General features: G+C 41.4%; 23 protein-coding genes. 16 read left to right on the plus strand and 7 right to left on the minus strand.

Going from position 1 to position 24,864, the window contains the following annotated elements; translation table 11 throughout:
• Positions 1–40: 40 nt before the first annotated feature.
• Positions 41–1,498, minus strand: a complete 1,458-nt coding sequence (locus tag AACW90_RS18865) for a winged helix-turn-helix domain-containing protein (RefSeq protein ID WP_390237574.1) — start codon at positions 1,496–1,498, stop codon at positions 41–43.
• Positions 1,499–1,924: 426 nt separating this feature from the next.
• Positions 1,925–2,302 carry an autonomous glycyl radical cofactor GrcA gene (grcA, locus tag AACW90_RS18870; protein ID WP_390237576.1) on the minus strand — a complete coding sequence of 126 codons (378 nt, stop codon included), beginning with the start codon at positions 2,300–2,302 and terminating at the stop codon, positions 1,925–1,927.
• A gap of 342 nt (positions 2,303–2,644) precedes the next feature.
• Here grcA and nfo point away from each other — a divergent pair, with 342 nt between their 5' ends.
• The 3 genes from nfo (at position 2,645) to AACW90_RS18885 (ending at position 5,212) form a co-directional block, all read left to right on the plus strand.
• Positions 2,645–3,502: a deoxyribonuclease IV gene (gene nfo, locus AACW90_RS18875; RefSeq protein WP_390237580.1), complete on the plus strand. Its 858-nt coding sequence runs from the start codon at positions 2,645–2,647 to the stop codon at positions 3,500–3,502.
• Positions 3,503–3,849: 347 nt separating this feature from the next.
• Positions 3,850–4,527 (plus strand): uracil-DNA glycosylase, encoded by a 678-nt coding sequence (ung, locus tag AACW90_RS18880; RefSeq protein WP_390237583.1) that lies wholly within the window; start codon positions 3,850–3,852, stop codon positions 4,525–4,527.
• 139 nt (positions 4,528–4,666) lie between these two features.
• Positions 4,667–5,212 carry a hemerythrin domain-containing protein gene (locus AACW90_RS18885; RefSeq protein WP_390237586.1) on the plus strand — a complete coding sequence of 182 codons (546 nt, stop codon included), beginning with the start codon at positions 4,667–4,669 and terminating at the stop codon, positions 5,210–5,212.
• 87 nt (positions 5,213–5,299) lie between these two features.
• On the opposite strand, the gene AACW90_RS18890 is transcribed toward AACW90_RS18885, so the two are convergent.
• Complete coding sequence (locus tag AACW90_RS18890; protein WP_195702219.1) at positions 5,300–5,488, minus strand: DUF3545 family protein; 189 nt, start codon at positions 5,486–5,488, stop codon at positions 5,300–5,302.
• A 278-nt stretch (positions 5,489–5,766) separates the two neighbouring features.
• Between AACW90_RS18890 and AACW90_RS18895 the strand changes: the two genes are divergently transcribed.
• Positions 5,767–7,185 carry an alanine/glycine:cation symporter family protein gene (locus AACW90_RS18895; RefSeq protein WP_390237589.1) on the plus strand — a complete coding sequence of 473 codons (1,419 nt, stop codon included), beginning with the start codon at positions 5,767–5,769 and terminating at the stop codon, positions 7,183–7,185.
• A 116-nt stretch (positions 7,186–7,301) separates the two neighbouring features.
• Positions 7,302–8,078 (plus strand): peroxide stress protein YaaA, encoded by a 777-nt coding sequence (yaaA, locus tag AACW90_RS18900; protein ID WP_390237591.1) that lies wholly within the window; start codon positions 7,302–7,304, stop codon positions 8,076–8,078.
• 91 nt (positions 8,079–8,169) lie between these two features.
• On the opposite strand, the gene srmB is transcribed toward yaaA, so the two are convergent.
• Complete coding sequence (gene srmB / locus AACW90_RS18905) at positions 8,170–9,402, minus strand: ATP-dependent RNA helicase SrmB (RefSeq protein WP_390237593.1); 1,233 nt, start codon at positions 9,400–9,402, stop codon at positions 8,170–8,172.
• 80 nt (positions 9,403–9,482) lie between these two features.
• Positions 9,483–10,202, minus strand: coding sequence for a tRNA1(Val) (adenine(37)-N6)-methyltransferase (locus AACW90_RS18910; RefSeq protein ID WP_390237596.1), 720 nt, complete (start codon positions 10,200–10,202; stop codon positions 9,483–9,485).
• Between the two features lie 291 nt (positions 10,203–10,493).
• Between AACW90_RS18910 and brnQ the strand changes: the two genes are divergently transcribed.
• Positions 10,494–11,807 (plus strand): branched-chain amino acid transport system II carrier protein, encoded by a 1,314-nt coding sequence (brnQ, locus tag AACW90_RS18915; RefSeq protein ID WP_390237599.1) that lies wholly within the window; start codon positions 10,494–10,496, stop codon positions 11,805–11,807.
• A 108-nt stretch (positions 11,808–11,915) separates the two neighbouring features.
• Here the strand turns inward: brnQ and fldB are convergent, their stop codons facing one another.
• Positions 11,916–12,434 carry a flavodoxin FldB gene (fldB, locus tag AACW90_RS18920; protein ID WP_390237602.1) on the minus strand — a complete coding sequence of 173 codons (519 nt, stop codon included), beginning with the start codon at positions 12,432–12,434 and terminating at the stop codon, positions 11,916–11,918.
• A 150-nt stretch (positions 12,435–12,584) separates the two neighbouring features.
• Here fldB and xerD point away from each other — a divergent pair, with 150 nt between their 5' ends.
• From xerD to AACW90_RS18955, 7 genes are all read left to right on the plus strand, one after another.
• On the plus strand, positions 12,585–13,478 hold the full coding sequence (gene xerD / locus AACW90_RS18925; RefSeq protein ID WP_390237604.1) for a site-specific tyrosine recombinase XerD: 894 nt from the start codon (positions 12,585–12,587) through the stop codon (positions 13,476–13,478).
• 29 nt (positions 13,479–13,507) lie between these two features.
• Positions 13,508–14,335 (plus strand): thioredoxin fold domain-containing protein, encoded by an 828-nt coding sequence (locus tag AACW90_RS18930; RefSeq protein WP_390237607.1) that lies wholly within the window; start codon positions 13,508–13,510, stop codon positions 14,333–14,335.
• Between the two features lie 167 nt (positions 14,336–14,502).
• Positions 14,503–16,239 (plus strand): single-stranded-DNA-specific exonuclease RecJ, encoded by a 1,737-nt coding sequence (gene recJ, locus AACW90_RS18935; protein WP_390237611.1) that lies wholly within the window; start codon positions 14,503–14,505, stop codon positions 16,237–16,239.
• Positions 16,240–16,389: 150 nt separating this feature from the next.
• Positions 16,390–17,488, plus strand: a protein-coding gene (prfB, locus tag AACW90_RS18940) for a peptide chain release factor 2 (protein ID WP_347997301.1) whose coding sequence is annotated in 2 segments (ribosomal slippage) — positions 16,390–16,464 and positions 16,466–17,488 — 1,098 coding nt in all. Because the reading frame shifts where the segments join, the coding sequence is not laid out codon by codon here.
• Between the two features lie 23 nt (positions 17,489–17,511).
• A complete protein-coding gene (lysS, locus tag AACW90_RS18945; RefSeq protein ID WP_390237615.1) occupies positions 17,512–19,026 on the plus strand; it encodes a lysine--tRNA ligase in 1,515 nt (504 codons plus the stop codon).
• Between the two features lie 92 nt (positions 19,027–19,118).
• Positions 19,119–19,493 (plus strand): YacL family protein, encoded by a 375-nt coding sequence (locus AACW90_RS18950; RefSeq protein WP_390237617.1) that lies wholly within the window; start codon positions 19,119–19,121, stop codon positions 19,491–19,493.
• A gap of 43 nt (positions 19,494–19,536) precedes the next feature.
• Positions 19,537–20,751: an MFS transporter gene (locus AACW90_RS18955; RefSeq protein ID WP_390237619.1), complete on the plus strand. Its 1,215-nt coding sequence runs from the start codon at positions 19,537–19,539 to the stop codon at positions 20,749–20,751.
• A gap of 53 nt (positions 20,752–20,804) precedes the next feature.
• Here the strand turns inward: AACW90_RS18955 and AACW90_RS18960 are convergent, their stop codons facing one another.
• Positions 20,805–21,668: an AraC family transcriptional regulator gene (locus AACW90_RS18960; RefSeq protein WP_390237621.1), complete on the minus strand. Its 864-nt coding sequence runs from the start codon at positions 21,666–21,668 to the stop codon at positions 20,805–20,807.
• A 385-nt stretch (positions 21,669–22,053) separates the two neighbouring features.
• On the opposite strand from AACW90_RS18960, the gene glnK reads away from it, so the two are divergent.
• The 3 genes from glnK to AACW90_RS18975 all read left to right on the plus strand — a co-directional run bounded on the left by glnK (position 22,054) and on the right by AACW90_RS18975 (position 24,821).
• Complete coding sequence (gene glnK, locus AACW90_RS18965; protein WP_195702233.1) at positions 22,054–22,392, plus strand: P-II family nitrogen regulator; 339 nt, start codon at positions 22,054–22,056, stop codon at positions 22,390–22,392.
• A gap of 18 nt (positions 22,393–22,410) precedes the next feature.
• Positions 22,411–23,640 carry an ammonium transporter gene (locus AACW90_RS18970; RefSeq protein ID WP_390237625.1) on the plus strand — a complete coding sequence of 410 codons (1,230 nt, stop codon included), beginning with the start codon at positions 22,411–22,413 and terminating at the stop codon, positions 23,638–23,640.
• Positions 23,641–23,807: 167 nt separating this feature from the next.
• A complete protein-coding gene (locus tag AACW90_RS18975; protein WP_390237627.1) occupies positions 23,808–24,821 on the plus strand; it encodes a Fe(3+) ABC transporter substrate-binding protein in 1,014 nt (337 codons plus the stop codon).
• Positions 24,822–24,864: the final 43 nt, after the last annotated feature.

Consider the following 24,864-nt stretch of genomic DNA (forward strand, 5'->3'; position numbering starts at 1 on the left):
GGGGGGAGCCTCTACTACCTAGATCGGTGAGCCATGAAGTTTAATGTTCAGATTTAGTTTTATCAAAAAGGTTTGGTTTTTGTAAATACTCATTAAGACCAAATAGTTGACCTGTATCACTCTTGTTTAATGCAGAAAATCGCTGATAGTTATATTCCGCCCCTCTCGGGTTATTGGATTGTTGATCTGCAATACTTAAAAGGTAATAACTCAGTGGGCTAGGGGAGTTTTCAGATGCATAAAATAGGTAAGGATAGGCTTGTTCACTTCGATCGTTTAGAAGCAGAGCTAACCCTAATGTCGTATTGGCGATGTTACAACGAGGGTTCTTTTCAAACGCCTGATTTGCCTGAGTCAAAGCGCGATGTTTGTCTTCTAGTTGGCCTTGATTTAAATATCGCATAGACGATATATACGAACCGAGAGAGTCGAGTAAATAGTAATCTCTGCCTTGTTCTCGTAGCTCAACAAGCTCTTTCTCAATGCCATCCAATTCTTGAAAACCTTTTCCTTGATAGAACAAAGAAATACCTTTGGCGATGATCCGCCAGTCGTCATAATTTTGAATGGACGTAATTCTATGGCTGGCAACGTTATAGCTAGATTCAACCGGCACGACACGCGTTTTAACATCTAAAATAAGATCACCAATAGGTGAGAAAAAATTGTCGATGGTAAAACGTTGTTCGAGTTGCAAACTAGATTCTGGATTTCTATGATTTTCCAACGACATCTTTATTACATAACCAGAATCTGTCTGTTTAATCCAACTTTTCAGTTCAATGCCTTCAGATTTAATCTGTTCAATGGCTTCTGGTGTTAATTGAGAATAACGATATCCGACGATATTTTTCGATGAGTTCAAGCCAAAGAAAATGTATTCATACACACTTCGTGCGACAGTGAAATCCTGGTTTTTATCCAAGACAATATCATGAAATACAACAGGAATAATTTGATTACCCATGACTGAAGGTTGATTGACATCGGGCTGAAGATCTTGCCAATATAGAGCCAAACTAGCAAGTGTAATGGCTAGGAAAAGCATCAATACTGCCGCCATTTTATGACGATAAGGTGTTTTTTCTTTCTTCTTGTTGGTTTCCAGTTCAGGGTTAGTCGCCTCATTATCAGAGAGGTTAACTTGTTCCGGTTTAGATATTGATGGTAAGACAATAACGTCTATATCAAACAGGTACCCTTGCTTAGGAATGGTTTTAATAATGGAATAAGGTCTGCTTTTGTCTTGCAATTGCGATCTTAATATACTGATAACTTGCCTGACCAAATTATCGGACACTTGGCTACGCTCCCAGACTTGAGAGGCAATATCTTTGGTATTTAGAACTTCACCTTGATGTTGAATAAAAAAGGTGAGCATACGTGACTGTAGAGGTTCGAGATGACAAATTTCTCCACCGACAACCAGAAGATGTTGTTCTGGAGTGAAAATAATTTCCGGAGAGAGGCCTAATTGATAGTGTAATGCGGATGACATAGAGCTCCGTGTTTGGTATTAGGCTAATAACTTAGTGGGAGCCTATCGATTTTATCTTGCGGTGACAAGGCAGAAGGCTGACCAACCTAGCAAGAATCAAAAAATCTGCAATTTATAACCCTAATACAGGTTGAACCAAATTACGTAGGCGCGAAGAGTATCAACTTTTGTCAACAGTCAGTCTATTCATCCATTGAATGTCACCAACCGTTGCCTACGGCAATATTGTCAAATAGATAAACTGGTCATTTTACGATGAGGTGATAAATGAGGGAGCGTTCGGTTGAAAGGTTACTTTCTTAAATTCTCAATTAAGGGGAAAAGCGTGAGATACAATGTAAGTAAGGATAATTAGTTAATTCAAAAAAAACCACAGGATATATTTGATTATCCTGCGGCTTCGTTATCGGTCTATAACGACGATGTTTACATAGTTTCTGTAAAAGTACGCGCAACAACGTCTGCTTGCTGCTCTGGCGTCAGCGAGTTAAAGCGTACTGCGTAACCAGATACACGAATCGTTAGCTGAGGGTATTTTTCAGGATTCTTGATAGCATCTTCTAGCGTTTCACGCTTAAGAACATTAACGTTAAGGTGTTGGCCACCTTCAACAAGTGGTGCTGTCTCTACTGCAACTTCACGGCTCTCGAATTGACCCAAAGCAGAGGCTGGAACAACTTGATCAGCTTCAAAGCCAGAAACAGCTGCTATGCAACGAGCTTCGTTTTTTTCTGAGTCTAGTAGCCAGATAGAGTTTAGTAGCTCATCGTTTGCTGCTTTAGTGATTTGAATACCTTGGATCATAAACTTCTCCTAGTTCACTTACGTGATTAAATTAATTAGCATATTTCGATAACTTGTTGCAGCCATAATAATATTGATTTAGGTCAAAATACAACTAAAAACCTTGTTTTTTTTGTGCTAATTTTATTGATGTAGGTCAAGAACCCTTTAGTTTCAGTGTTTTCCCGTAAAATGCTGTTCTATATGATAATTTTGTCACTTACGTATTGTAGTAAATTGACTACATTTCTATATCATACCGCTAACTGTATTGCTTAACTAAATTAACAATCTGAGTGTTTGTATTGTTCCCCTTATTACTATAACGTCGTTAAAAACTAACAAATGAAAGAAAGAGTTCTAATGGCGAGTAAAAAATTTATTGGTGCGCATGTATCTGCTGCGGGTGGAGTAGAGAATGCACCAATTAGAGCGAAAGAGATTGGTGCAAATGCGTTTGCCCTGTTTACTAAAAATCAAAGGCAATGGGTAGCTAAACCCCTAACAGAAGAGAGTATTAATCAGTTCAAAAAGAACTGTCTTGAATTAGGTTTTGGACCGGAAAAAATACTTCCTCACGATTCCTATCTGATTAATCTTGGCGCACCAGATCCAGAGAAGTTAGAAAAGTCGCGCGCCGCATTTATCGATGAGATGGAAAGGTGCCAGCAACTTGGTTTACATTTGCTTAATTTTCATCCTGGTAGCCATTTGAAACAAATCTCAGAACAGGCGTGCTTAGCGGCAATTGCAGAGTCGATTAACCTTGCCCACCAAGCGGTGCCAGATGTTGTGGCTGTTATTGAGAATACAGCAGGACAGGGAACGAACCTAGGTTGGCGATTTGAACATCTTGCTGAAATAATTGCGCAAGTAGAGGATAAAGAACGGGTAGGGGTTTGCCTTGATACCTGTCACACTTTTACTGCTGGGTATGATCTGCGTACGAAAGAAGCATGTGAAAAAACGTTTGCTGAGTTTGATAATGTTGTTGGTATGCACTATTTAAGAGCGATGCATCTAAATGATTCAAAAGTAGATTTTGATAGTCATGTCGATCGCCATCATTCTTTAGGTAAAGGAAAAATTGGCTGGGATTGTTTTGAATATATAGCTCAAGATAGCCGGTTTGATTCTATACCTTTGATTTTAGAAACAATTGAACCTGAAATATGGGGAGATGAAATTCAAGCTCTCCGCCATTTAGAGATGCAAAAGTAAGTTAAATTGAGGCGTTGAATGACGCGTTAACGATAAAATAAAAAGTTGGCATCCTTCTTTCATAGCTAGATTAAGTAAACGAAATTTAGATCGTTTGCTACACAAACCTAGCCACAAGAGGATGCCAATATGCGTTTTTCATCTTTGTTACACAGTCGACCTAGAACCCCAGTGCCATACCGTCATGTACAAGGTAGAGGCCATTTTAGAACCCCTCAAAGACACGCTTGATCACACTCGAATTTAGTTGTATCCACCTAAGTAGGGGTCATCGATTCAAAGAACCCCGCTTTCTGTTTCTCTTTTAGTTGTATATTATTCATCTCTTGTTTTAAAGGAGTGCAAGCATGAGTGATAGATTGACTTGGAACGATGTGATTGAACAAGAAAAAAAGAAAGACTATTTCAAACAAACTTTAGCATTTATACAGTCGGAACGAGAGGCTGGCAAGGTTATTTATCCGTCAGATGCGGATGTTTTTAATGCCTTTGTTCTGACTGAAATTAGCGATGTAAAAGTCGTGATTATAGGGCAAGATCCTTACCACGGCCCGAATCAAGCTCATGGTCTTTGCTTCTCTGTTTTACCTGATGTTAAGACACCTCCGTCGCTCGTCAATATCTATAAAGAATTGGCGCAAGATATTGCTAGCTTTGAAATACCCAAACATGGCTTCCTCCAAAGTTGGGCGAAACAAGGTGTCTTGTTGCTTAATACTGTGCTGACTGTGGAGCAAGGTAAAGCGCATACTCACTCCAAAGCGGGTTGGGAGGTGTTTACAGATAGGATAATTTCCGTGATTGATACGGAGTGCCAAGGCGTCGTTTTCTTATTGTGGGGGGCTCACGCACAGAGAAAAGGTAAAGTTATTGACCGTAATAAGCACCATGTTTTGATTGCTCCGCATCCCTCACCATTATCGGCTCATCGTGGTTTTTTTGGGTGTAAGCACTTCTCTTTAACCAATAAAATTCTGGTTGATACGGGTCGAATACCGATTGACTGGCAACCTAACTTTGATTGATATCCATATTGGTAGCCAGTAATTAATTGGTTGAATTTCGACCGCTATCAAAGCACGCTTCCCATTCTTTATATACACTTATTAAGGGTATGGATATAACTAACCTGAGTTCAGGTTAATTAAAAAGGGGAAGCAAGCAATGATGATGGAGCAGATCCACCGCGAACACGGGTATATGGTACGCTTGTTAGCTATTCTTAGGAGCAAATGGAATGCCCTTAAGGATGAGAAACCAATTAATTACAGTTTGATAAAAGAAATTGTTGATTACCTATCTAACCATTCTGAAACTGTACACCATCCAAAAGAAGATATACTTTATCGTTATTATATTGAAAAGTATCCAGTAAATTCTGGAATTAAAAATTTGGAACTTGAGCACCAAAAGCTGTCTGAGAAAACTCAAGATTTTATAATAATTGTGGATATGATTCTTCAAGATGCTGTGGTACCTCAGGATGTCTTTCTGGATCAGTTAGAAAGCTTTATACAAAACCAGAAGCGTCATTTAGATATTGAAGAGAAAGAGATACTACCGCTGATAAAAAGTACCTTTACGACAGAAGATTGGCAGGAAGTGGAAAGTCGCTGGGATTATAGCGATGATGATCCTGTCTTTGGTAATACTATTGCTGACCAATATAAGCAGCTTGCTGAACGTGTCAGGCAAGTGAAAGCTGAGTAAGAATGATGGTTTAGTTTAAAAGCTCATTGCCAATTTTAGATTTAGAAACAGTCACTTAAGTGCCTGTTTCTGTATTTTAATTGGTATCTAATACTGATCGTTCTCTTTTAAACCATAGCTATTACAGACGTCTAATTCCATCAACTCTCTTTGTAGGCGTTGACGATCTTTAATTGCTTCTATTTCACGCCATCGGCGTTTCGCTGGCTTGGCACGACCAGAACGAGTGGGGTTAGAGTCCGATTCCATAATGTCATCTAGTAGAAAGCCTTCCATGTTGACCTCTCTTATTTAATGTACTCCTAGCGGAGTCTTTTAAGTACCATAAGTGTGGTAAGGATAACTATGATGTGTTTCTCATTTGTTACCCTTTGATGAAGCTTTTATTAGGAAATCTACCTTAATTCACAGTTTTATACGACTGAACTGTTTAAAAATTAATCAGTTAGCGCCTTCTTCCCGAGTTCTGGTTTTGTAAGTTGACTTCTGAATGAGTTCAACCAAAATGTTGTAGGTAAAATATTCTATTCGCCATCATCCACGGAGAGGACCTTGTGGCAGAAACTATTCGTTTACTTAACGATCTTTTATGGGGGTCGATACTTGTCTATATACTTGTCGGTGTTGGATTTTTCTTTACTGTTAAATTAGGTTTTATTCAGTTTCGGCATTTCACCCATACATTTAAAGTGCTTAGAAATAGCCGAACCGTTGAAGGTTCAGGTATTTCTTCATTTCAAGCTTTGTGTACTAGCTTAGCCGCTCGAGTCGGAACCGGTAATATGGCAGGTGTGGCGATTGCGTTGACGGCTGGTGGACCGGGAGCCATATTCTGGATGTGGTTGATTGGTATGCTAGGTATGGCGACCTCTTTTGCGGAAAGTACCTTGGCACAGCTTTATAAAACCCGAGACGACGACGGTAATTTTCGTGGTGGTCCAGCTTACTATATGGAGAAAGGACTAGGGATGCGCTGGTTAGGCGCGCTTTTCTCTGTGTTTTTAATCATTACCTTTGGTTTGGTATTCAATGCTGTTCAAGCCAACGCTATCGCGAGTGCAATGGAAACCGCCTTTGGCTGGGATTCACTGTCCGTCGGTGCTTTCGTTGTGATCCTATCGGCATTCGTTATTTTTGGTGGTATTCGCAAGGTTGCGCGTACTGCAGAAATCGTTGTGCCCTTGATGGCACTTGCTTATTTAGCGTTGGCGGCCGTCGTGGTTGTCTTAAACGTAGATAAGGTGCCAGGGGCGCTGTTTCTCATTGTTAAGAGTGCTTTTGGGGTTCAGGAAGCCGTGGCTGGTGGGGTTGGGTATTCGATTTCTCAAGCTGTCATTAATGGAGTTGAGAGAGGTTTGTTCTCAAATGAAGCTGGTATGGGGTCTGCACCTAATGCCGCTGCGACGGCAACGCCCTATCCTCCGCATCCCGCATCCCAAGGCTATGTACAGATGCTTGGTGTATTTCTCGATACGATAGTGATATGTACGGCTACTGTAGCAATTATTCTTGTGTCTGGTGAATACGAATTTCACGGATCCGTTACTGGTATTGAACTGACTCAAAGGGCGTTGAGTTCTCAGGTAGGCGAGTGGGGAAGTTCATTCATTGCCATTGCCATTTTTCTTTTTGCTTTTACTTCCATTATTGCAAACTATTCCTATGCAGAAACGAATCTGACTTTTCTAGAGCATAATCATAAAACAAGCAGTATGGTTTTGCGTGTATTGGTCTTGTGCATGGTGATGTATGGGTCGGTCGAAGCATTACCAACGATATGGGCTCTGGCGAGTGTTTCTATGGGGATGATGTCTATCGTTAACTTGATGGCGATAATGTTGCTGTCTGGTATTGTGATTAAACTCGCCAAAGATTATAACCGCCAATTAATTATGGGGCGAGTGCCCAAATTTAAACCTAATGAGTTTCCAGAGTTAATGGCTCAACTAGAAAAAGATGTTTGGGATGATTGACCAAAACCATTCATTGCTAGGAACTATTAAATAAATAGAAAAAGCCGTGCTGACTGGGTGCGATTTTTTCTATAACCTAGTCGGATAACAAATAGAATCACCAGGGAAGAAAAACTATGCTCATTGTTGTTTCACCAGCTAAGACACTGGATTATGAATCCCCGTTAGCTATTGAAAAATATACTCAACCAGAACTGATCGATCACGCTAAATTACTTATCAAAGAGTGCCGGAAGCTGGCGCCTTTGGATATTTCTACCTTGATGAAGGTAAGCGATAAGATCGCTGGTTTAAATGTAGCGAGATTCGAACAGTGGAGTGAAACCTTTACCCCAGAGAATGCTCGTCAAGCTATCTTGGCCTTTAAAGGCGATGTTTACACGGGTTTAGATGCCCAAACGATGAGTGAAGATGATTTTGATTACGCGCAATCTCATTTACGTATGTTGTCTGGTCTTTATGGGGTATTAAGGCCGTTAGATCTTATGCAACCATATCGCCTAGAAATGGGTAGCAAATTAGCGAATGAACGTGGTTCAAATCTGTATCAATTCTGGGGGAGTGTGATTACCGATAAGCTTAATTATGCTTTAAACGAACAGGGCGATAATGTTCTGATTAACCTTGCGTCTAATGAATATTTTAAGTCGGTTAAAACCAAACAGATTGATGGCACGGTTGTTACGCCAATATTCAGAGATCGTAAGAACGGCCAGTATAAAGTGATCAGCTTTTTTGCCAAGAGAGCTCGTGGCATGATGGCTCGTTATATCATCGATAACCGTATCTCCTCAATTGAGGCATTAACTCAGTTTAATGTGGCAGGTTATTATTTTGTAAAAGAAGAGTCATCAGCGACAGAATTGGTATTTAAGAGAGAAGAGCAGAATTAGAGAACTAATCGAATAAAAAAGCGTCATTTCCAGGGTATGGATATGACGCTTTTTTGTACATAGAGTAATTAAATAGTCTATTTAGTGACGGCTATTTTTTCTTTTTATTTTTCTTCTTCTTTTTCACTGGTGTTGCAGTTTTCGCTTTTACTTTCTTCTTCTTGCCAACATTTGGTTTTTTATGCGTTGGGCGCATATCTTTTACAAAACGTTCTTTCACATCATCTTGGATATAACGAGCGATACGAGCCATCATTGATTGGTCGTGTGCTTCGATCAAAGATATCGCATTACCTTTTTTACCGGCGCGAGCAGTACGCCCAATGCGATGTATATAAACATCGGCAGTACGCGGTAGATCATAGTTAATCACATGGGACACATCCGGAAGGTCGATACCACGAGCGGCAACATCCGTCGCGATGAGTACGTTCACCTCGCCTTCTCGAAAACGACGAATCGCATTGTTACGGCGATCTTGTTGCATCTCACCTTGGATCCAGCTACACGGTATTTGCGCACTTTCTAGCAGTGATCTTACATCCGCTAGACGATCTCGGGTTTTTACAAATATGATAGACCGATCAGCCTGTTCTTTAAGGATATGCTTTAACAGGTCGTTTTTGTGTTTGAGTGTGTCGGCACGATGATACCATTGTGTTATCTTTTTACGCTCACGTCGAGAAGGATCCGCTTCAATTTCTGCTGGTTCCTTTAGAAGATCAGCAGTAAAGCCTTCCACCCCTTTGCCTTCTAATGTTGCAGAGAAAAGCAGCGTCTGCTTTCTCCATCGGCATTCGCCAGCAAGGCGGTCGACAACGGGAGCAAAGCCCATATCTAACATTCGATCCGCTTCATCAAGAATCAACCATTCGATAGCGCGGCAATCAAATTTTTCACCGTCGATGTATTCCATCAATCGACCTGGTGTTGCTACGACAATATCTTGTGTTTTTGCCAATATATCAGCGTGATCTTGATACATGACACCTCCTGTAATCGTAATGATTTTCAGGTTGGTATTTTTTGCTAGTGCACGAGCTTGATCGGCTACCTGCATTGCCAACTCTCTTGTTGGCGTTAAAATAAGAACACGAGCAGGTCCAGCTCTTCTGCGAGGAAAATCCTGCAAAAATTGCAAAGCAGGAAGAACAAAAGCAGCGGTTTTCCCTGTTCCTGTGGGTGCAGAAGCAAGAATATCTCGGCCATCTAATGCTAGTGGGATCGCCTCAGCCTGAATTTGAGTCGGGCGCTCAAAACCTAGTTCGGTAATAGCTTCAACAAGGTTTTCATCAAGCTCAAGGTCAGAAAAATTATTGATCACAGTAGGATCTCCACAAGCAGTAGTTAAAAGTTCGGTCGCGCATTATAGAGGAATAATGGTTATATCAACATCATTATATCTTACATCTTCAAATAAAAATCTTTCGTTAGAGCAATAAAGTCTGTCGAGTATTGCCCAGCTTGATGAATGACCAATTTTGATGCTTCGGTTTTGTGTTCTTTTAGGCTCAGTTCTATTAACAAACGACTGACTTGCTTGGCATCTGTTGGTGCCACTTGGCATAACCGAGAAACCGACCAGCCCAAAGATTTCGCGGCAGAGATAAACGCTATGCCCTCAACTCGCGGGAGAATAAAGTTCGCTTTACCCTCTGGTGCCAGTAGCTTTTTACACACAACCAATAATTGGGAGTGCGATAAAGAATCGGTATGTCGTGCGGTCGCTCTATGAGGTGAATGAGATTGTTCACCATCAGTGAAATAAGGTGGGTTACAAATAATCGTGTCGAATGGATTTACGGCTTCCCATTGTAAAATATCGCCATGAATAAGATTTATCTGATCACCCCAACCTGAATGTCGAAAATTGATTTTCGCAGCATCATAGGCCTCTAAGTCTATTTCAATCGCCGACATTTGTGCATGTGGAAAGCGTTGAGCACACATTAATGTAAGTAAGCCAGTTCCTGTGCCTATGTCTAAAATAGAGTTGCTTTGATCTGAGTCAATCCAAGCCCCCAACAGTACACCATCGGTACTGACAGGCATGCCAGAGAATCCACCATAAACGCTGAACCTTTTGAATTTAAAGTCTTTTGTTCTTTTTTTTAATTCTGTCATTATCTTCTGTATTCACTCTTATATGCGGAGTTTATAACTAGTTTGAATTAATTGAATGAAGTTATTAGCTATATTCTGTAGTGCAAATCGTTCACTATACGAGTCGTATAAGCTAGATTTTTCTATATTACTGGTCAATAAAACTGCTTTTCTGTTTGTATTGCGAAGTTAAATTCCGTATTTGTTCGCCTTATTGATTGTTTTTCTCTTTTTCTTCATTATCACCAACCTTAAAAAGTCAGATATTCTGACTGTTGTTGAATTTATGAAATATTATTATAAGGTTGACCTATGAGTCAGAACTTAAAATTAACGGATATTATTGCTGTAGGATTTATGCTCTTCGCCTTTTTCTTAGGGGCCGGAAATATCATTTTTCCTCCTTTGGCAGGGCAACTTGCTGGTGATAATGCGTTTTTAGCCATGATCGGTTTTCTGCTAACGGCTGTAGGGCTACCTTTGATAACTATCATAGCAATTGCTATTGCCGGTGGCACGTGGGAGTCACTGACTAAAGATCTCCCCAAACGAGCGGCAACAATAATGGCGATCTTAATCTTTGTCATCATTGGTCCTGCATTTGCCGCGCCACGTACCGGCCTTGTCGCCTATGAAATGGCAATTAAACCTTTCATTGCTAATGCGGCGCAACTTGATCTCACACTGTTCTCGATCTTATTTTTCTCCGTTGCTATGTTTTTTGCTTGGTTTCAAGGCAAGCTTATTGATGTGATTGGTAAGTTTTTAACTCCCGCGTTATTTGTCACACTCGTTGTTCTTGCGATTGCTGTATTTGTAAATCCTCAGGGCACTATTTTAGCCGCTCAAGGTGACTATATCTCTCAACCTTTGATCAAAGGGTTTCTTGAAGGTTATAACACCATGGATACCTTCGGTGCATTGATGTTTGGTATGCTGATAGTGGACTCGTTGCGCAGCAAGGGTATTACGGACAGAGTCGCGACGACAAAATACCTAACTATTGCAGCAATTATTGCTGCGTTAGGGCTAGCATTTGTTTATATCTCACTATTCTATTTAGGCGCAACAAGTGGTGGTGTGGTCGAAGGCGCGGATAATGGTGGGATTATTCTTAGTCAGTATGTGCAATCACTATTCGGTTCGTCCGGTCAACTTGTTCTATCTACGATCGTGTTACTGGCATGTTTAACCACGGCTATAGGGCTTGTATCAGCTTGCTCTGATTTCTTTAGTACGCTAACCCCGATTCCCTATAAAGCTTGGGTCATCATCATCGGCGTTATATGCGCTACGGTAGCAAATATTGGCTTAGCTCAACTTATTTCACTCTCAGTGCCTGTGCTATTTGCGCTGTATCCGGTGGCGATTGCGTTGGTTGCGTTAACGTTCTTTAGAAAGCGTTTACCAAACCCACAATTAGCCTATCGGAGTGTTATTACTGTTTCGCTGTTATTTGCCGTAATAGATGCCGCGAAAATTGCTGGGGTGGATGTTTCGGTATTTACGTTCTTACCATTATTTGAATATGGTATGGGTTGGTTGCTACCGACAGGGTTAGCATTGATTACTATGCTATTTGTTGGTCGCAAGAAACAAAAGTCTCTGGTGGAAGAAGCAGCCTAGTTTTTTACTAAAAAGTCGTCTCCTAATACAATGCCCCCGCGGTTTACGCAGGGGCATTGCTGTTTATAGCCAGCAGTATTGTACCGTTCTCTATTGAATACTAGAGGTTCAAAGTGTTTCTTGGTATTCAGTGAGGATTTGTTCACACCAATTTGCAATACGTACATCACTATGTTCGTACTGAGAATCTTCATCGAGTGCTAATCCTACAAACAATGAACCATCTTCAATAAGGGCTTTTGACGCCTCAAATTTGTAGCCATCTGTAGACCAATATCCAAGAAATTGTACACCTGTTGGTATTAGCTCATCATGAAGTAAACCCATAGCGTCCAAAAACCACTCACCATAACCTTCTTGATCACCCAAACCAAACAGCGCGACGTGCTTGTTCTTCAATGAAACCTCTGCGATTTCTTGCCAAATCGCACTCCAATCTTCCTGTATTTCACCAAAATCCCATGTTGAAATACCCAGAATCAATAGGTCATAATCGTTCATTACACTTAATGACGTCTCTTTGACGTTGTAAATGTCGACAAGTTCTTCTCCAATAATGGCACGTATTTTTTCCGCTGCCATTTCTGTATAGCAGGTGGTTGATCCGTAGAAGAGTCCAATTTTCATGTTAGATAGATTCGCATATTAGGTCTTTGCTAAGGATTTTACCTATAAACAGGGTATGATTGCAGTCCTTAGTTTCTGTTTTGATAAATTTCTAGTAATTTAGCTTTTGCTGAATTACTCTGAAAGCCAGTGTTTGAGTGATGAGAAAAGATGAATGACCAAGCTTTTGTAGAACAGTTCCTCGATGCATTATGGATGGAAAAAGGGCTTTCTGAAAATACCCTGTCTTCCTATCGAAATGATCTTTTTAAGCTGATTAAGTGGATGGAAGATAATAACTTAACGTTTACCACTATTACTATTTCTGATTTACAAGATTATCAAGCGTGGTTAACAGACAAAAGCTACAAACAGACGTCTAAAGCGAGAATGCTGTCAGCGATTCGCCGTTTATTTCAATATGCGTATAGAGAAAAAGTACGAACTGATGATCCTAGTGCATTGTTAATTAGCCCTAAGTTGCCAAAGCGATTACCTAAAGATCTTTCTGAACAACAAGTTGAGTCTTTGTTAGATGCACCAGACCCTAATGACCCTTTGGAACTAAGAGATAAAGCGATGTTAGAGCTTCTCTATGCAACAGGGTTACGAGTGACTGAACTGGTTAGTTTAACAATGGAGAACATGAGTCTGCGTCAAGGTGTCGTTCGTGTTATAGGCAAAGGTAATAAAGAACGTTTGGTCCCTATGGGAGAGAATGCAGTCGATTGGATTGAAAACTTTTTGCAGGATGGACGGTCTATTCTATTGGGTGAAAAGAGTTCGGATGTGGTTTTTCCTAGTAAAAGAGCCAAGCAGATGACAAGACAGACGTTTTGGCATCGAATTAAACACTATTCAGTGATCGCGGGAATAGATACAGACCTGTTGTCGCCCCATGTATTAAGACACGCATTTGCTACACATTTGCTTAACAACGGGGCTGATCTCCGTGTGGTGCAAATGTTATTAGGACATAGTGACTTATCAACAACGCAAATTTATACTCATGTTGCCACGGAAAGGTTAAAACAGATCCATTCGCAGCATCATCCAAGAGCATAAATAAGTAATAATTTTAAAAGGTGTTATTAATGAGCGTGTTACGCAATATATTGATTTTAGCTACTCCATTTCTCGTTGCGGCATGTGATGCCGCGGATACAAATACTTCGGATACAACAAGTGTCGCTGAAGTGACGGCCCCTATTCAAGAGACCGTAGACATTGCCGCTGAGGCTGGAAGTCAGTTTGATGAAGCCAAATTAAGGCGTCGATTTGAAGCGATGGGGGTGAGCATTGTTTCTATTGTACCCGCAAGCATCGATGGTCTATATGAAGTTGAGACATCGAGCGGGTTGGTTTTCTCTAATGCACAGGGTGATCAATTTATTGCGGGTACCTTGTATGCCCTTGGTGATAAAGGTGAATATGTTGACGTTCTTGCTGAACGACAAGCGCCACTTAATGCAGAGAAAATTGAACAATATAGAGATGACATGATTGTTTATCCGGCGGAAAATGAAAAATATGTGATTACCGTATTTACAGATACAACCTGTGGATACTGTGTACGATTGCATCGCCAGATGAAAGACTACAATGATCTAGGCATAACGGTTCGTTACCTTGCTTATCCTCGCCAAGGTCCAACGGGTGAAGTGGCTCAAGAAATGGCGAATGTATGGTGCGCAGAAGATCCAGCTAAAGCGATGACACTCTCTAAATCGGGCCAGCCGTTTAAAGCTGGAACCGCGAATATTGAACAGTGTGGGCAAAAAATCATGGAGCAATATGCATTGGGTCGAGATCTAGGTATCAGTGGTACGCCCGCAGTCTTTTTACCAAATGGTAAATTGTTGGCTGGATATATGCCACCAGCAGGTATGTTCCAACGTATTGAACAAGAGATGGCACAATAAATACGATGATCATATGAAAGTCGGGTAGTCACTAATTTTCCCTCTAATTCCTCCTTTTTGCATATAAGGGTGTTTTAGAGAGAAATATGATTCGGCTTTCACATGTCATTACAAGCTTGTCATTTTATCTAAAGATCTAATTCATTCATCGAGTAGCCTAATTCACCATGACAGAAATAAAACGCCGCCCTCAAGTAGACATCTCTAGCCTTCCTGATTCTATTCCTGAATTGCTCAGGCGTATCTATATCAGTCGAGGCATAGATAATGCTAGCCAGCTTGAAAAATCGGCCCAAGGGTTACATTCCTATAAAGCACTCGGTGGGATAGAAAAAGCGGTAGAGCTACTTTTTGCCGCTATTGAGCAGGGTAAGCGAATTATTGTTGTGGGCGACTTTGATGCTGATGGTGCAACCAGTTCAGCTTTGTCAGTACTCGCATTGCGAGCACTTGGTTGTCATAACGTTGATTATCTTGTTCCTAATCGCTTTGAAGATGGGTATGGATTGAGCCCTGAAGTGGTTGATCAGGCCATTGAATATAAAGCCGATGTTATCATGACAGTGGATAATGGCGTCTCTTCTATCGAAGGGGTGAAATACGCTAAACAGAACAAGATCCAAGTCATCGTTACCGATCATCACCTACCGGGAAAAGTTCTTCCCGATGTTGATGCTATGGTGAACCCGAATCTAGATACGTGCCAATTCCCATCCAAATCTTTGGCTGGTGTTGGTGTCGCTTTTTATCTTATGCTTGCGCTTCGTGCGTACATGAGAGAGCGAAACTGGTTCCAATTGAAAGGTATTCCGATACCTAATCTTGCCGAGTTTCTAGATCTGGTGGCGTTAGGGACGGTTGCTGATGTGGTTTCTCTTGATGAGAATAACCGTATATTGGTCCATCAAGGTGTTCAGCGAATTCGTGCAGGAAAAGGACGCCCCGGTATTCAGGCGTTGATTGAAGTATCAAAGCGCGATGCGCGTCGTTTGATTGCTGCAGACTTTGGCTTTGCTTTAGGCCCAAGGATTAATGCGGCTGGCCGTTTGGATGATATGTCATTTGGTGTTGAGTTGTTGATGAGCAATAACATACACGCAGCAAGAAGAATGGCGAGTGAGTTAGATGGATTAAATCAGACCAGACGTGAAATAGAACAAGGCATGAAACAAGAAGCGATGGCTTTTTGTGAGCAGCTGCAGTTTGGTGAAGACACAGAGCTTCCTTATGGGATAGTGTTGTTCCAGAGAGACTGGCATCAAGGGGTTATTGGAATTGTCGCCTCTCGAATTAAAGATGAATTTCATCGTCCAGTCATTGCTTTCGCTGACGGTGGCGATGGCGATATAAAAGGGTCATGTCGATCCATCCCCGGGTTGCATATGCGCGATGCTCTGGATCTTTTGGATACGACTCATCCGGGTTTAATTCTTAAGTTTGGTGGGCATGCTATGGCGGCCGGTCTAACCATTAAAGAAGAGAACTTCCAGACCTTCGCGTCACTATTTGATGAGATTGTACGTAACAAGCTTGATGAGTCCGCATTGCAAGGTATTGTTTTATCTGATGGTGAATTACAGCCAGAACAGTTCTCAATGAATACCGCTACGGAACTTCGAGAAGGTGGCCCTTGGGGACAAAATTTCCCTGAACCTATCTTTGATGGTGAGTTTAAACTACTGCACCAAAAATTGGTTGGTGAGAAGCATCTGAAAATGATGGTGGAACCACTTTTCAAAGGACAGCCTACCAATATAATGTTGGATGCTATCGCATTTAATGTGGATTTACGACGCTGGCCTGATGCCACTGCAAAAACAGTGAAGCTTGCTTTCAAGCTTGATATCAATGAGTTTAGAGGCAATCAGTCATTGCAATTGATGGTTGATTATATTGATTGTTAGATGAGTTTTATAAATGCTTGTCATTTTGAGCGCATTTTGTTCGAATCTATTATTCAAATGAATTAATAGTATTACAACTTTTTCTGTATCTTCATCACATTTTTGAGTAGAATTCTTCGGTTAAATTCTATTCATAAATGTTGAGCAAACATGTTTGAAATCAATCCTATTAAAAACCGCTTACAGGACGTGACACAGCGCACGAATATCCTGAGGGGGTATCTTTGACTATGACGCCAGAAAAGAGCGTCTAGAAGAAGTAAATGCAGAATTAGAACAACCAGATGTATGGAGCGAACCTCAACGAGCACAAGCGCTGGGCAAAGAACGTTCTTCTTTAGAAGCCGTGGTTGAGACCATTGATCTTCTTGATCAAGGTGTCGAAGATGTTGACGGTTTACTTGAGCTTGCGGTTGAAGCTGAAGACCAAGAAACCTTCGATGAAATAGAGCCTGAACTTGCCGAGCTTGAAGCCAAGTTAGAAAAACTTGAGTTCCGCCGTATGTTTTCCGGTGAGCACGACAGCTCAGATTGCTATATTGATCTTCAATCGGGCTCTGGTGGTACTGAAGCGCAAGATTGGACCGCTATGTTACTTCGTATGTATCTTCGTTGGGCTGAATCCAAAGGCTTTAAGACCGAAGTTATTGAAGTGTCTGGAGGGGAAGTCGCTGGATTGAAATCGGCTACTGTGCGGATATCAGGTGAATACACCTACGGTTGGTTACGCACAGAAACAGGTGTACATCGCTTGGTTCGTAAATCGCCGTTTGATTCTGGTGGTCGTCGGCATACTTCTTTTGCTTCTGCATTTATCTATCCAGAGATTGATGACAACATCGCTATCGACATTAACCCTGCTGAGCTTCGTATCGATGTATATCGTGCATCGGGTGCCGGTGGGCAGCACGTAAACACCACAGAGTCGGCGGTGCGTATTACTCACTTACCAACCAATACCGTGGTTCAATGTCAGAATGATCGTTCGCAGCATAAAAACAAAGATCAAGCGATGAAACAGTTAAAAGCAAAACTGTTTGAGCTTGAACTACAAAAACAAAATGCAGAAAAACAAGCGAATGAAGATTCGAAATCAGATATCGGTTGGGGCAGCCAAATTCGCTCTTACGTATTAGATGATTCTCGTATTAAAGATTTACGCACCGGAATTGAAAACCGCAATACACAAGCGGTTCTTGACGGTGATCTAGATAAATTTATCGAAGCCAGCCTGAAGTCAGGCTTGTAAGCGCATTATAAGGGCAAAATAAAATGACTGAACAGGTACAACAGCCAAACGTAGAAGAGAATAAGCTGATTGCTGAGCGTCGTGCTAAATTAGATAACATCCGCACTAACTGTAAAGCAAATGGTCACCCTAACGATTTTCGTCGCGATAGTTTAGCGGGCGATATTCAAGCGCAATTCGGTGAAAAAACGAAAGAAGAGCTAGAAGAGTTGAGTCTTACTGTTGCTATTGCTGGTCGTATTATGGCTAAGCGTGGTCCATTTTTAGTGATTCAAGAAACCTCTGGCCGCATTCAAGCTTACGCTGCGAAACCGGTTCAAAATGAATTAAAAGAGAAATATCAGGGCTTAGATATCGGAGATATCGTTGGCGTAAAAGGCGTTCTACATAAATCAGGTAAAGGTGATCTTTACGTGAATATGGAAGAGTACGTATTGCTGACAAAAGCATTACGTCCATTGCCTGAAAAATTCCACGGTTTAACCGACCAAGAGATGCGTTACCGTCAGCGTTACGTTGACCTTATTGTGAACGAAGACTCTCGTACCGCTTTCATTATCCGCTCTAAGCTGGTCACTGCAATTCGTAATTTCATGATTTCTAAGCAGTTCATGGAAGTAGAAACACCAATGATGCATGTTATCCCTGGTGGGGCAGTTGCACGTCCATTTATCACACATCACAATGCGTTAGACATCGATATGTATCTCCGTATTGCACCTGAGCTGTATTTGAAGCGCTTAGTCGTAGGTGGTTTTGATCGCGTATTTGAAATTAACCGTAGTTTCCGTAATGAAGGGCTTTCTCCACGACATAACCCAGAATTCACTATGATGGAATTCTACATGGCGTACGCGGATTACAATGACCTTATGGACCTGACCGAAGAGATGCTACGTACCGTGTCTTTAGAGGTGCTCGGTGCGACTTCAATGCCTTACGGGGAAGAATTGGTAGAGTTTGGCGGCACATATCCTCGAATGAGTATGTTAGAAGCGATTAAACAGTACAGCCCAGAACGCGCTGACATACAGTCTATGACTTATGATCACGTACAAGATCGTGATTTTATGGTGAATATTGCTAAGTCTTTACATATTAATGTTGAACCATTCTGGACATGTGGGCAACTGCTTGAAGAGATCTTTGGTGAAACGGCTGAACCACAACTGATGCAGCCAACGTTCATCACAGAGTATCCAGCAGATATCTCGCCACTTGCTCGTCGTAATGATGATAATACCTTTATTACCGATCGTTTTGAGTTCTTTATTGGTGGTCGTGAAGTGGCTAACGGCTTCTCTGAGCTTAATGATGCAGAAGATCAAGATGCTCGATTTAAAGCACAGTTAGACGCAAAAGATGCTGGTGATGATGAAGCGATGTACTACGACGCAGACTATATCACGGCTCTAGAACACGGTTTACCGCCAACAGCTGGTCAAGGTATCGGAATCGACCGTTTAGTGATGTTGTTTACTAATACGCATACTATTCGCGACGTTATCTTATTTCCAGCAATGAGACCGCAAGCGTAATCACTGCAGTGAATTGAAGACAAGACCACCGCCAATGCGGTGGTCTTGTCTTTTGTACCGATGTTAATGCCGAGTTATCGAGAATACAGTTCATGGAATATCAATTTGTTAAAGGTTTAACGGGTGAGTACCGCATTAAGTGCAGTATGGGTCACGAAGTGATTGGTCGTTGGTTAGAACAAGAAATATATACCGATAAAGTCCGTATTGCGTCACTACTCGTGGCAATAGAGCAGATAAAATCAGAAGATTCCCAAGAGTATTCACTGCTCGGTAAAGAAATCAGCATTGTAATTCGACGAGACGAAGTGACCGTTCAAGAAAACGCATTAGCGCATGAAGATGATACGTTGCATGACAGCGAATTCGATTTTTATGACTGTGAGAGCGACGCCGGTTGTGGTTTTGAAGACTTTGAGCAATTCATACAATCTTGGTGTGATTTTATTAGGTATAACGCTAAGTAATCGTCCTCAGTTCAAGCCAAATAACGTTTCGCTAAAGGGTATCATGAGCAGCTATTTCCATTTCATTCGCCAGCAATGGCCGTTATTGTCATTTGGTTTTTTGACCGTATTCATTGGAAATGTCGGACAGTCTTTCTTCCTAAGTTGGTTTGGCGCAGACATCCAAAAAGACCTAGCTTTGTCGGCGTCTGATTACGGAATGATATATGCCATCGCAACGCTTTGTAGCAGCATGACCATCATGTTTGTTGGCGGGTTAGTCGATAAGTGGAATGTTCGTCGTTTTGTTACGCTTGTCGCCGTCATATTAGTAATAGCTTGTGTCGTTATGTCTTACGTTATTTCTCCCATCATGCTATTTTTTGCCTTTTTTATGTTGAGATTAACGGGGCAAGGTTTACTTCCTCATACCGCACAGACCACTATGATTCGTTCATATTCCCATCAAAGAGGAAAAGCGATTAGCTTAGCGTCTAGTGGTGTCGCATTAGGTGAAGTGATTCTACCTATTGTTGTAGTGCTATTAATTAGCTGGCTAGGTTGGCGGTCAAGCTGGCTCGTCTTTGCAGTGATAGTGGCTTTTGCGTATTTACCGCTTGCACACATTCTGTTGGCTAAATCGCCTCACATTAAACCTAATGTTAAAAAAACCAATGTTCAGGGAAAAACGGATAATAAAAGTGGTCGGCGACACGTGTTATCAGATTGGCGATTTTGGGCGATTTTACCTGCGGTTATGGCTGCGCCTTTCGTCGTGACTGGCGTGTTTATACAGCAAAATTTTCTGTTAACACAAAAAGAGTGGGCACCGAGCTTATTGGCAAACAGTTTTATTGCTTACGGTACCATGCATTGGTTAAGCTCGATGGTGACAGGAAGTTTGGTAGACAAGTACAGTGCGAAGCATTTACTTCCTTTCATGATCATCCCTTTGTTTTTTGGATTATGCGTACTTTCCGTATTCAACCAAAGTTGGTCAGCCGTCGTGTTTATGACATTATTTGGTATGGGGATTGGGGTGTCGGGTCCGGTGATAAATGCACTGTGGGCAGAGGTTTATGGAACCGAAAACATCGGTGCAATCCGCTCGATGATGACCTCACTGATGATTTTTGCTACCGCCGCTGCGCCGTGGATCTTCGGTTTCTTCATCGAACTTGGTTGGAGTGAGCGCACGCTATTTGGTGCACTTTCAATGGTTATCCTCTTTATTGGATTGATGGTACTGCCTGCTTACCGAGCGTACCTAAAACGATAACGTTATCCAAACTTGGAAGGTTATCGCTTGCTAGGGTCTATATGTGGGCCCGCTTAGGCCAACGGTAGGTAGATCTTTGTGACTAATTCGTTTTCATTCACTTCATGAACAAAGTTCATATATTGGAAGAAACAAGGAAAATCTCTTAGATTTTGACCACTTTTTGGCAACCATTGTTGGTATAAATAATAGACCGTGTCGCTTATGGAGTCATGGCTGCCATGATGAATTGCCAAAGCACATCGACCGGATGGAATGATGCCTGCCTTTACGCCAAACTCATTCTCTGGGACGGCACCATTATGACTTCCACAGATCTCAAATCGAAAATCTTCTTCTACGGTATCATTTGGGTCACTGTAGGGAACACCAAAGGTTTCGCTGCTCTTAATAGGGGAAAGACCAGTGGATTTTCTCCATGCGATAAACTTACTCGCCGTTTCATAAACCTTTTGAGGGTTACCTTTGTGTTCAATAAGGGCTACAGGTCTTTCGTCAAAATCGATAACGTTAACGTCCATTATTTTATCTCCGTTAATAGGTGGACTAAAATCATATTTTGAGTGCCAAAATGGCCACTCAGGACGACGTCTAAATTGAGAAGGCGATTGCTCAAATATCCTGGAAAATGCACGTGAGAATGCTTCTGGGCTATCGAAATGAGCTTCGTAGGCGATATCTGTAATGCTTTGTTCAGGTTCAAATACTAACCGAAACGAAGCACGTTTCATTCTACTAAGCTGAGCAAATTGAATAACACTTAGCCCCATGTATGATTTAAAAATACGATGGAAATGAAATTTTGAACATGCCGCTACGCGGCTTAACATCTCAAGTGACATATCGTTATCCAAATTACTACTGATATAGTCGCAGACTCTTTTTATCTGTTTTTTATGGCATTCAGAAATATTCATTTTTTCTCTATGTGCCTTTATCGTCTCATTGACCTAAATGTGTAATAAACATTAGCGCATTCAGGTTAATTTAGAAGTCACGCAAATGATACTGTTAGATAATTGCAGATACCTGATTGAGATTGCGGTATTCCTTTTAATTTTCCTCGGCGCCCCCCCCTGTATTCATACGCCAGTTCAACGTTGAAATTATAACCTGCACAAATTTGGGGCTTGCTCTATTTCTGCCTTACTTTAGTGATCTTGGTGCACCAATACGGTGCGAAAATTAGAGGTTGTTTTAGTTTTTGACATTAAAGTCCAATAAAAACAATGGCATAGAAAAGTGGCACAGCTCTTGATTGTTATTTCACTGTTAAAGGAATATATGCTCAGAGAGGATGCAATGAAACTAATTAACGCCATTATTAAACCATTCAAATTAGACGACGTTCGTGAAGCTTTATCGGATGTTGGTATCGAAGGTATGACGGTCTCCGAAGTTAAAGGCTTTGGTCGTCAAAAAGGACACACAGAACTTTACCGTGGTGCCGAGTATCAAGTGGACTTTCTACCGAAAGTAAAACTGGAAATCGCCACTCAAGCTGAAAACGTAGATCGCGTAATTGAAGCGGTAAGCAAAGCTGCACACACGGGAAAAATTGGAGACGGTAAGATTTTCGTTTACGACTTAAGCCAAGTTGTACGTATTCGTACTGGTGAGATGGATAGTGAAGCACTTTAAGGGATTGGAGAATATATAATGGAACTATTAACAACAGTAACTGAACTTCGTTACGCACTGGACACTTTTTTCTTCTTAATTTCAGGTGCGTTGGTCATGTGGATGGCAGCCGGGTTTGCCATGTTAGAAGCGGGCCTTGTTCGTTCAAAGAACACCACTGAAATTTTAACTAAGAACTTCGTACTTTATGCTATCGCTTGTACCATGTTCTTGTTGATTGGCTACAACATCATGTATGTAGACAATACTGAAGGTGGCATCATTCCTTCGATTGGTGCACTCATCGGTTCACAAGGTGAAGGCGCAGATCACTCTCTAGAATCAGACTTCTTCTTCCAAGTTGTCTTCGTGGCGACATCAATGTCAGTGGTTTCTGGTGCGGTTGCTGAACGTATGAAACTATGGGCATTCTTAATATTCTCTGTTGTTCTTACGGGGGTTATCTATCCTGTTGAAGGATACTGGACTTGGGGTGGTGGTTTCCTTGCTGCGGCTGGTTTTAGTGACTTTGCTGGCTCTGGTATTGTACATATGGCCGGTGCGGCAGCGGCGTTAGCGGGTGTATTACTACTCGGTGCTCGTAAAGGAAAATATGGCAAGAACGGTGAAGTTCATCCTATACCAGGTTCAAATATGCCACTTGCGACACTCGGTACATTTATCCTTTGGTTCGGTTGGTTTGGCTTTAACGGTGGTTCTCAGTTAATGCTTTCTGACTTTGAAAACGCAACGGCGGTTGGTCAAATATTTCTAAACACAAACGCAGCCGCAGCCGCAGGTGCTATCGCTGCTTTACTAGTGTGTAAAACAACATGGGGTAAGGCCGATCTAACGATGATTTTGAATGGTGCCTTAGCTGGTCTTGTTGCGATTACTGCTGACCCTCTGTCCCCATCACCTGTTGCCGCAATTATTATCGGTGTAGTGGCGGGCGGGCTCGTTGTATTCTCTATCATCGCGTTTGATAAAATCAAGATTGATGATCCAGTAGGCGCCATCTCTGTACATGGTGTATGTGGTCTATTTGGTTTATTGGTTGTTCCTGTAAGTAATTCGGATGCAACATTTGGAGCCCAGCTTCTTGGTGCGGCAGTTATCTTTGCTTGGGTATTCGGAGCAAGCCTAGTGGTTTGGGCTGTATTGAAAGCGACGACAGGTATCCGAGTGACTGAAGACGAGGAGATGGAAGGTATGGACATGCACGATTGTGGTGTTGGTGCTTACCCAGAGTTTGTCTCTCTCAAGTAATCGTCATTAGGTCTTAGTTATAAGTAATAACAATTCGTAATAGTAAACCCGCCCTTGTGGCGGGTTTTTCTTTTGTTTATTGATATTTATCATTGCAGAAACTATTTTTTTAAATATAATAGCGAACGATAACTATTATCATTTGCATCTATGTTTAAGGAATTACAATGAAAAAAGTGCTATCTCTTTCTGTTCTAGTTTTGGTTTCTATTAGCTCACCTACTTTTGCTGCCGAAGAGGTAAATGTTTATTCTTATCGTCAACCATTCTTGGTTGAACCCATGTTTAACGAATTTACCAAAGAAACAGGCATCAAAGTTAATGTTAAATTTGCTAAGAAAGGTTTGGCAGAGAAGCTACAACAGGAAGGTGAGTATAGCCCTGCAGATGTAATTTTAACGACGGACATTAGCCGCTTAGCGGAATTAGTTGAAAAAGATGTCGTTCAGCCAGTACAAAATGATGTGATTGAACAAAACGTTCCAGCACAATACAGAGACAGCAAAGACGAGTGGTTTGCGCTAACGCTGCGCAGCCGTAATGTCTATTCTTCTCGCGATCGGGTGGGTAAGTTAGGTGCAGAATTCGATTATGCAGATCTAGCGAATCCAGAATATAAAGGTAAAATCTGTACACGTTCTGGTAAGCATGCTTACAATGTTTCCCTTGTTTCTGCGATGATAGCGCATAAGGGTGAAGCGGAAACCAAAACATGGTTAGAAGGTGTTAAAGCGAATCTAGCACGTAAACCTCAAGGTAACGATCGAGGCCAAGTAAAAGCGATCAAAGAAGGTCTATGTGATGTTTCATTAGGTAATAGCTATTACCTAGGTAAAATGGTTAACGATAAAGAGCAAAAAGCATGGGCTGATGCTGTCTATATTAACTACCCGAATCAAAATACCACCGGTACTCATGTCAATGTAAGCGGCATGGCAATGGCTAAGTATTCTCCAAACAAAGAGAATGCGGTAAAACTGATGGAATTCCTCACTGGCGATATTGCTCAAAAAATGTATGCTGAGGTGAACTTCGAATACCCAGTTAAAGAAGGTGTGAAGCGATCTGAACTTGTCGCATCTTGGGGTGATTTCAAAGCAGATGATCTTGCATTAGAAGAGATTGCTGCCAATCATAGTAAAGCGGTAAAATTATTGGACGAAGTGAAGTTTGACCTTTAATGGTCTTATGGAAATAGGCGACATTTTAAATCGAGTGCAGTAA

Source organism: Vibrio frigidus (genome assembly GCF_042465995.1).
Lineage (GTDB): Bacteria > Pseudomonadota > Gammaproteobacteria > Enterobacterales > Vibrionaceae > Vibrio.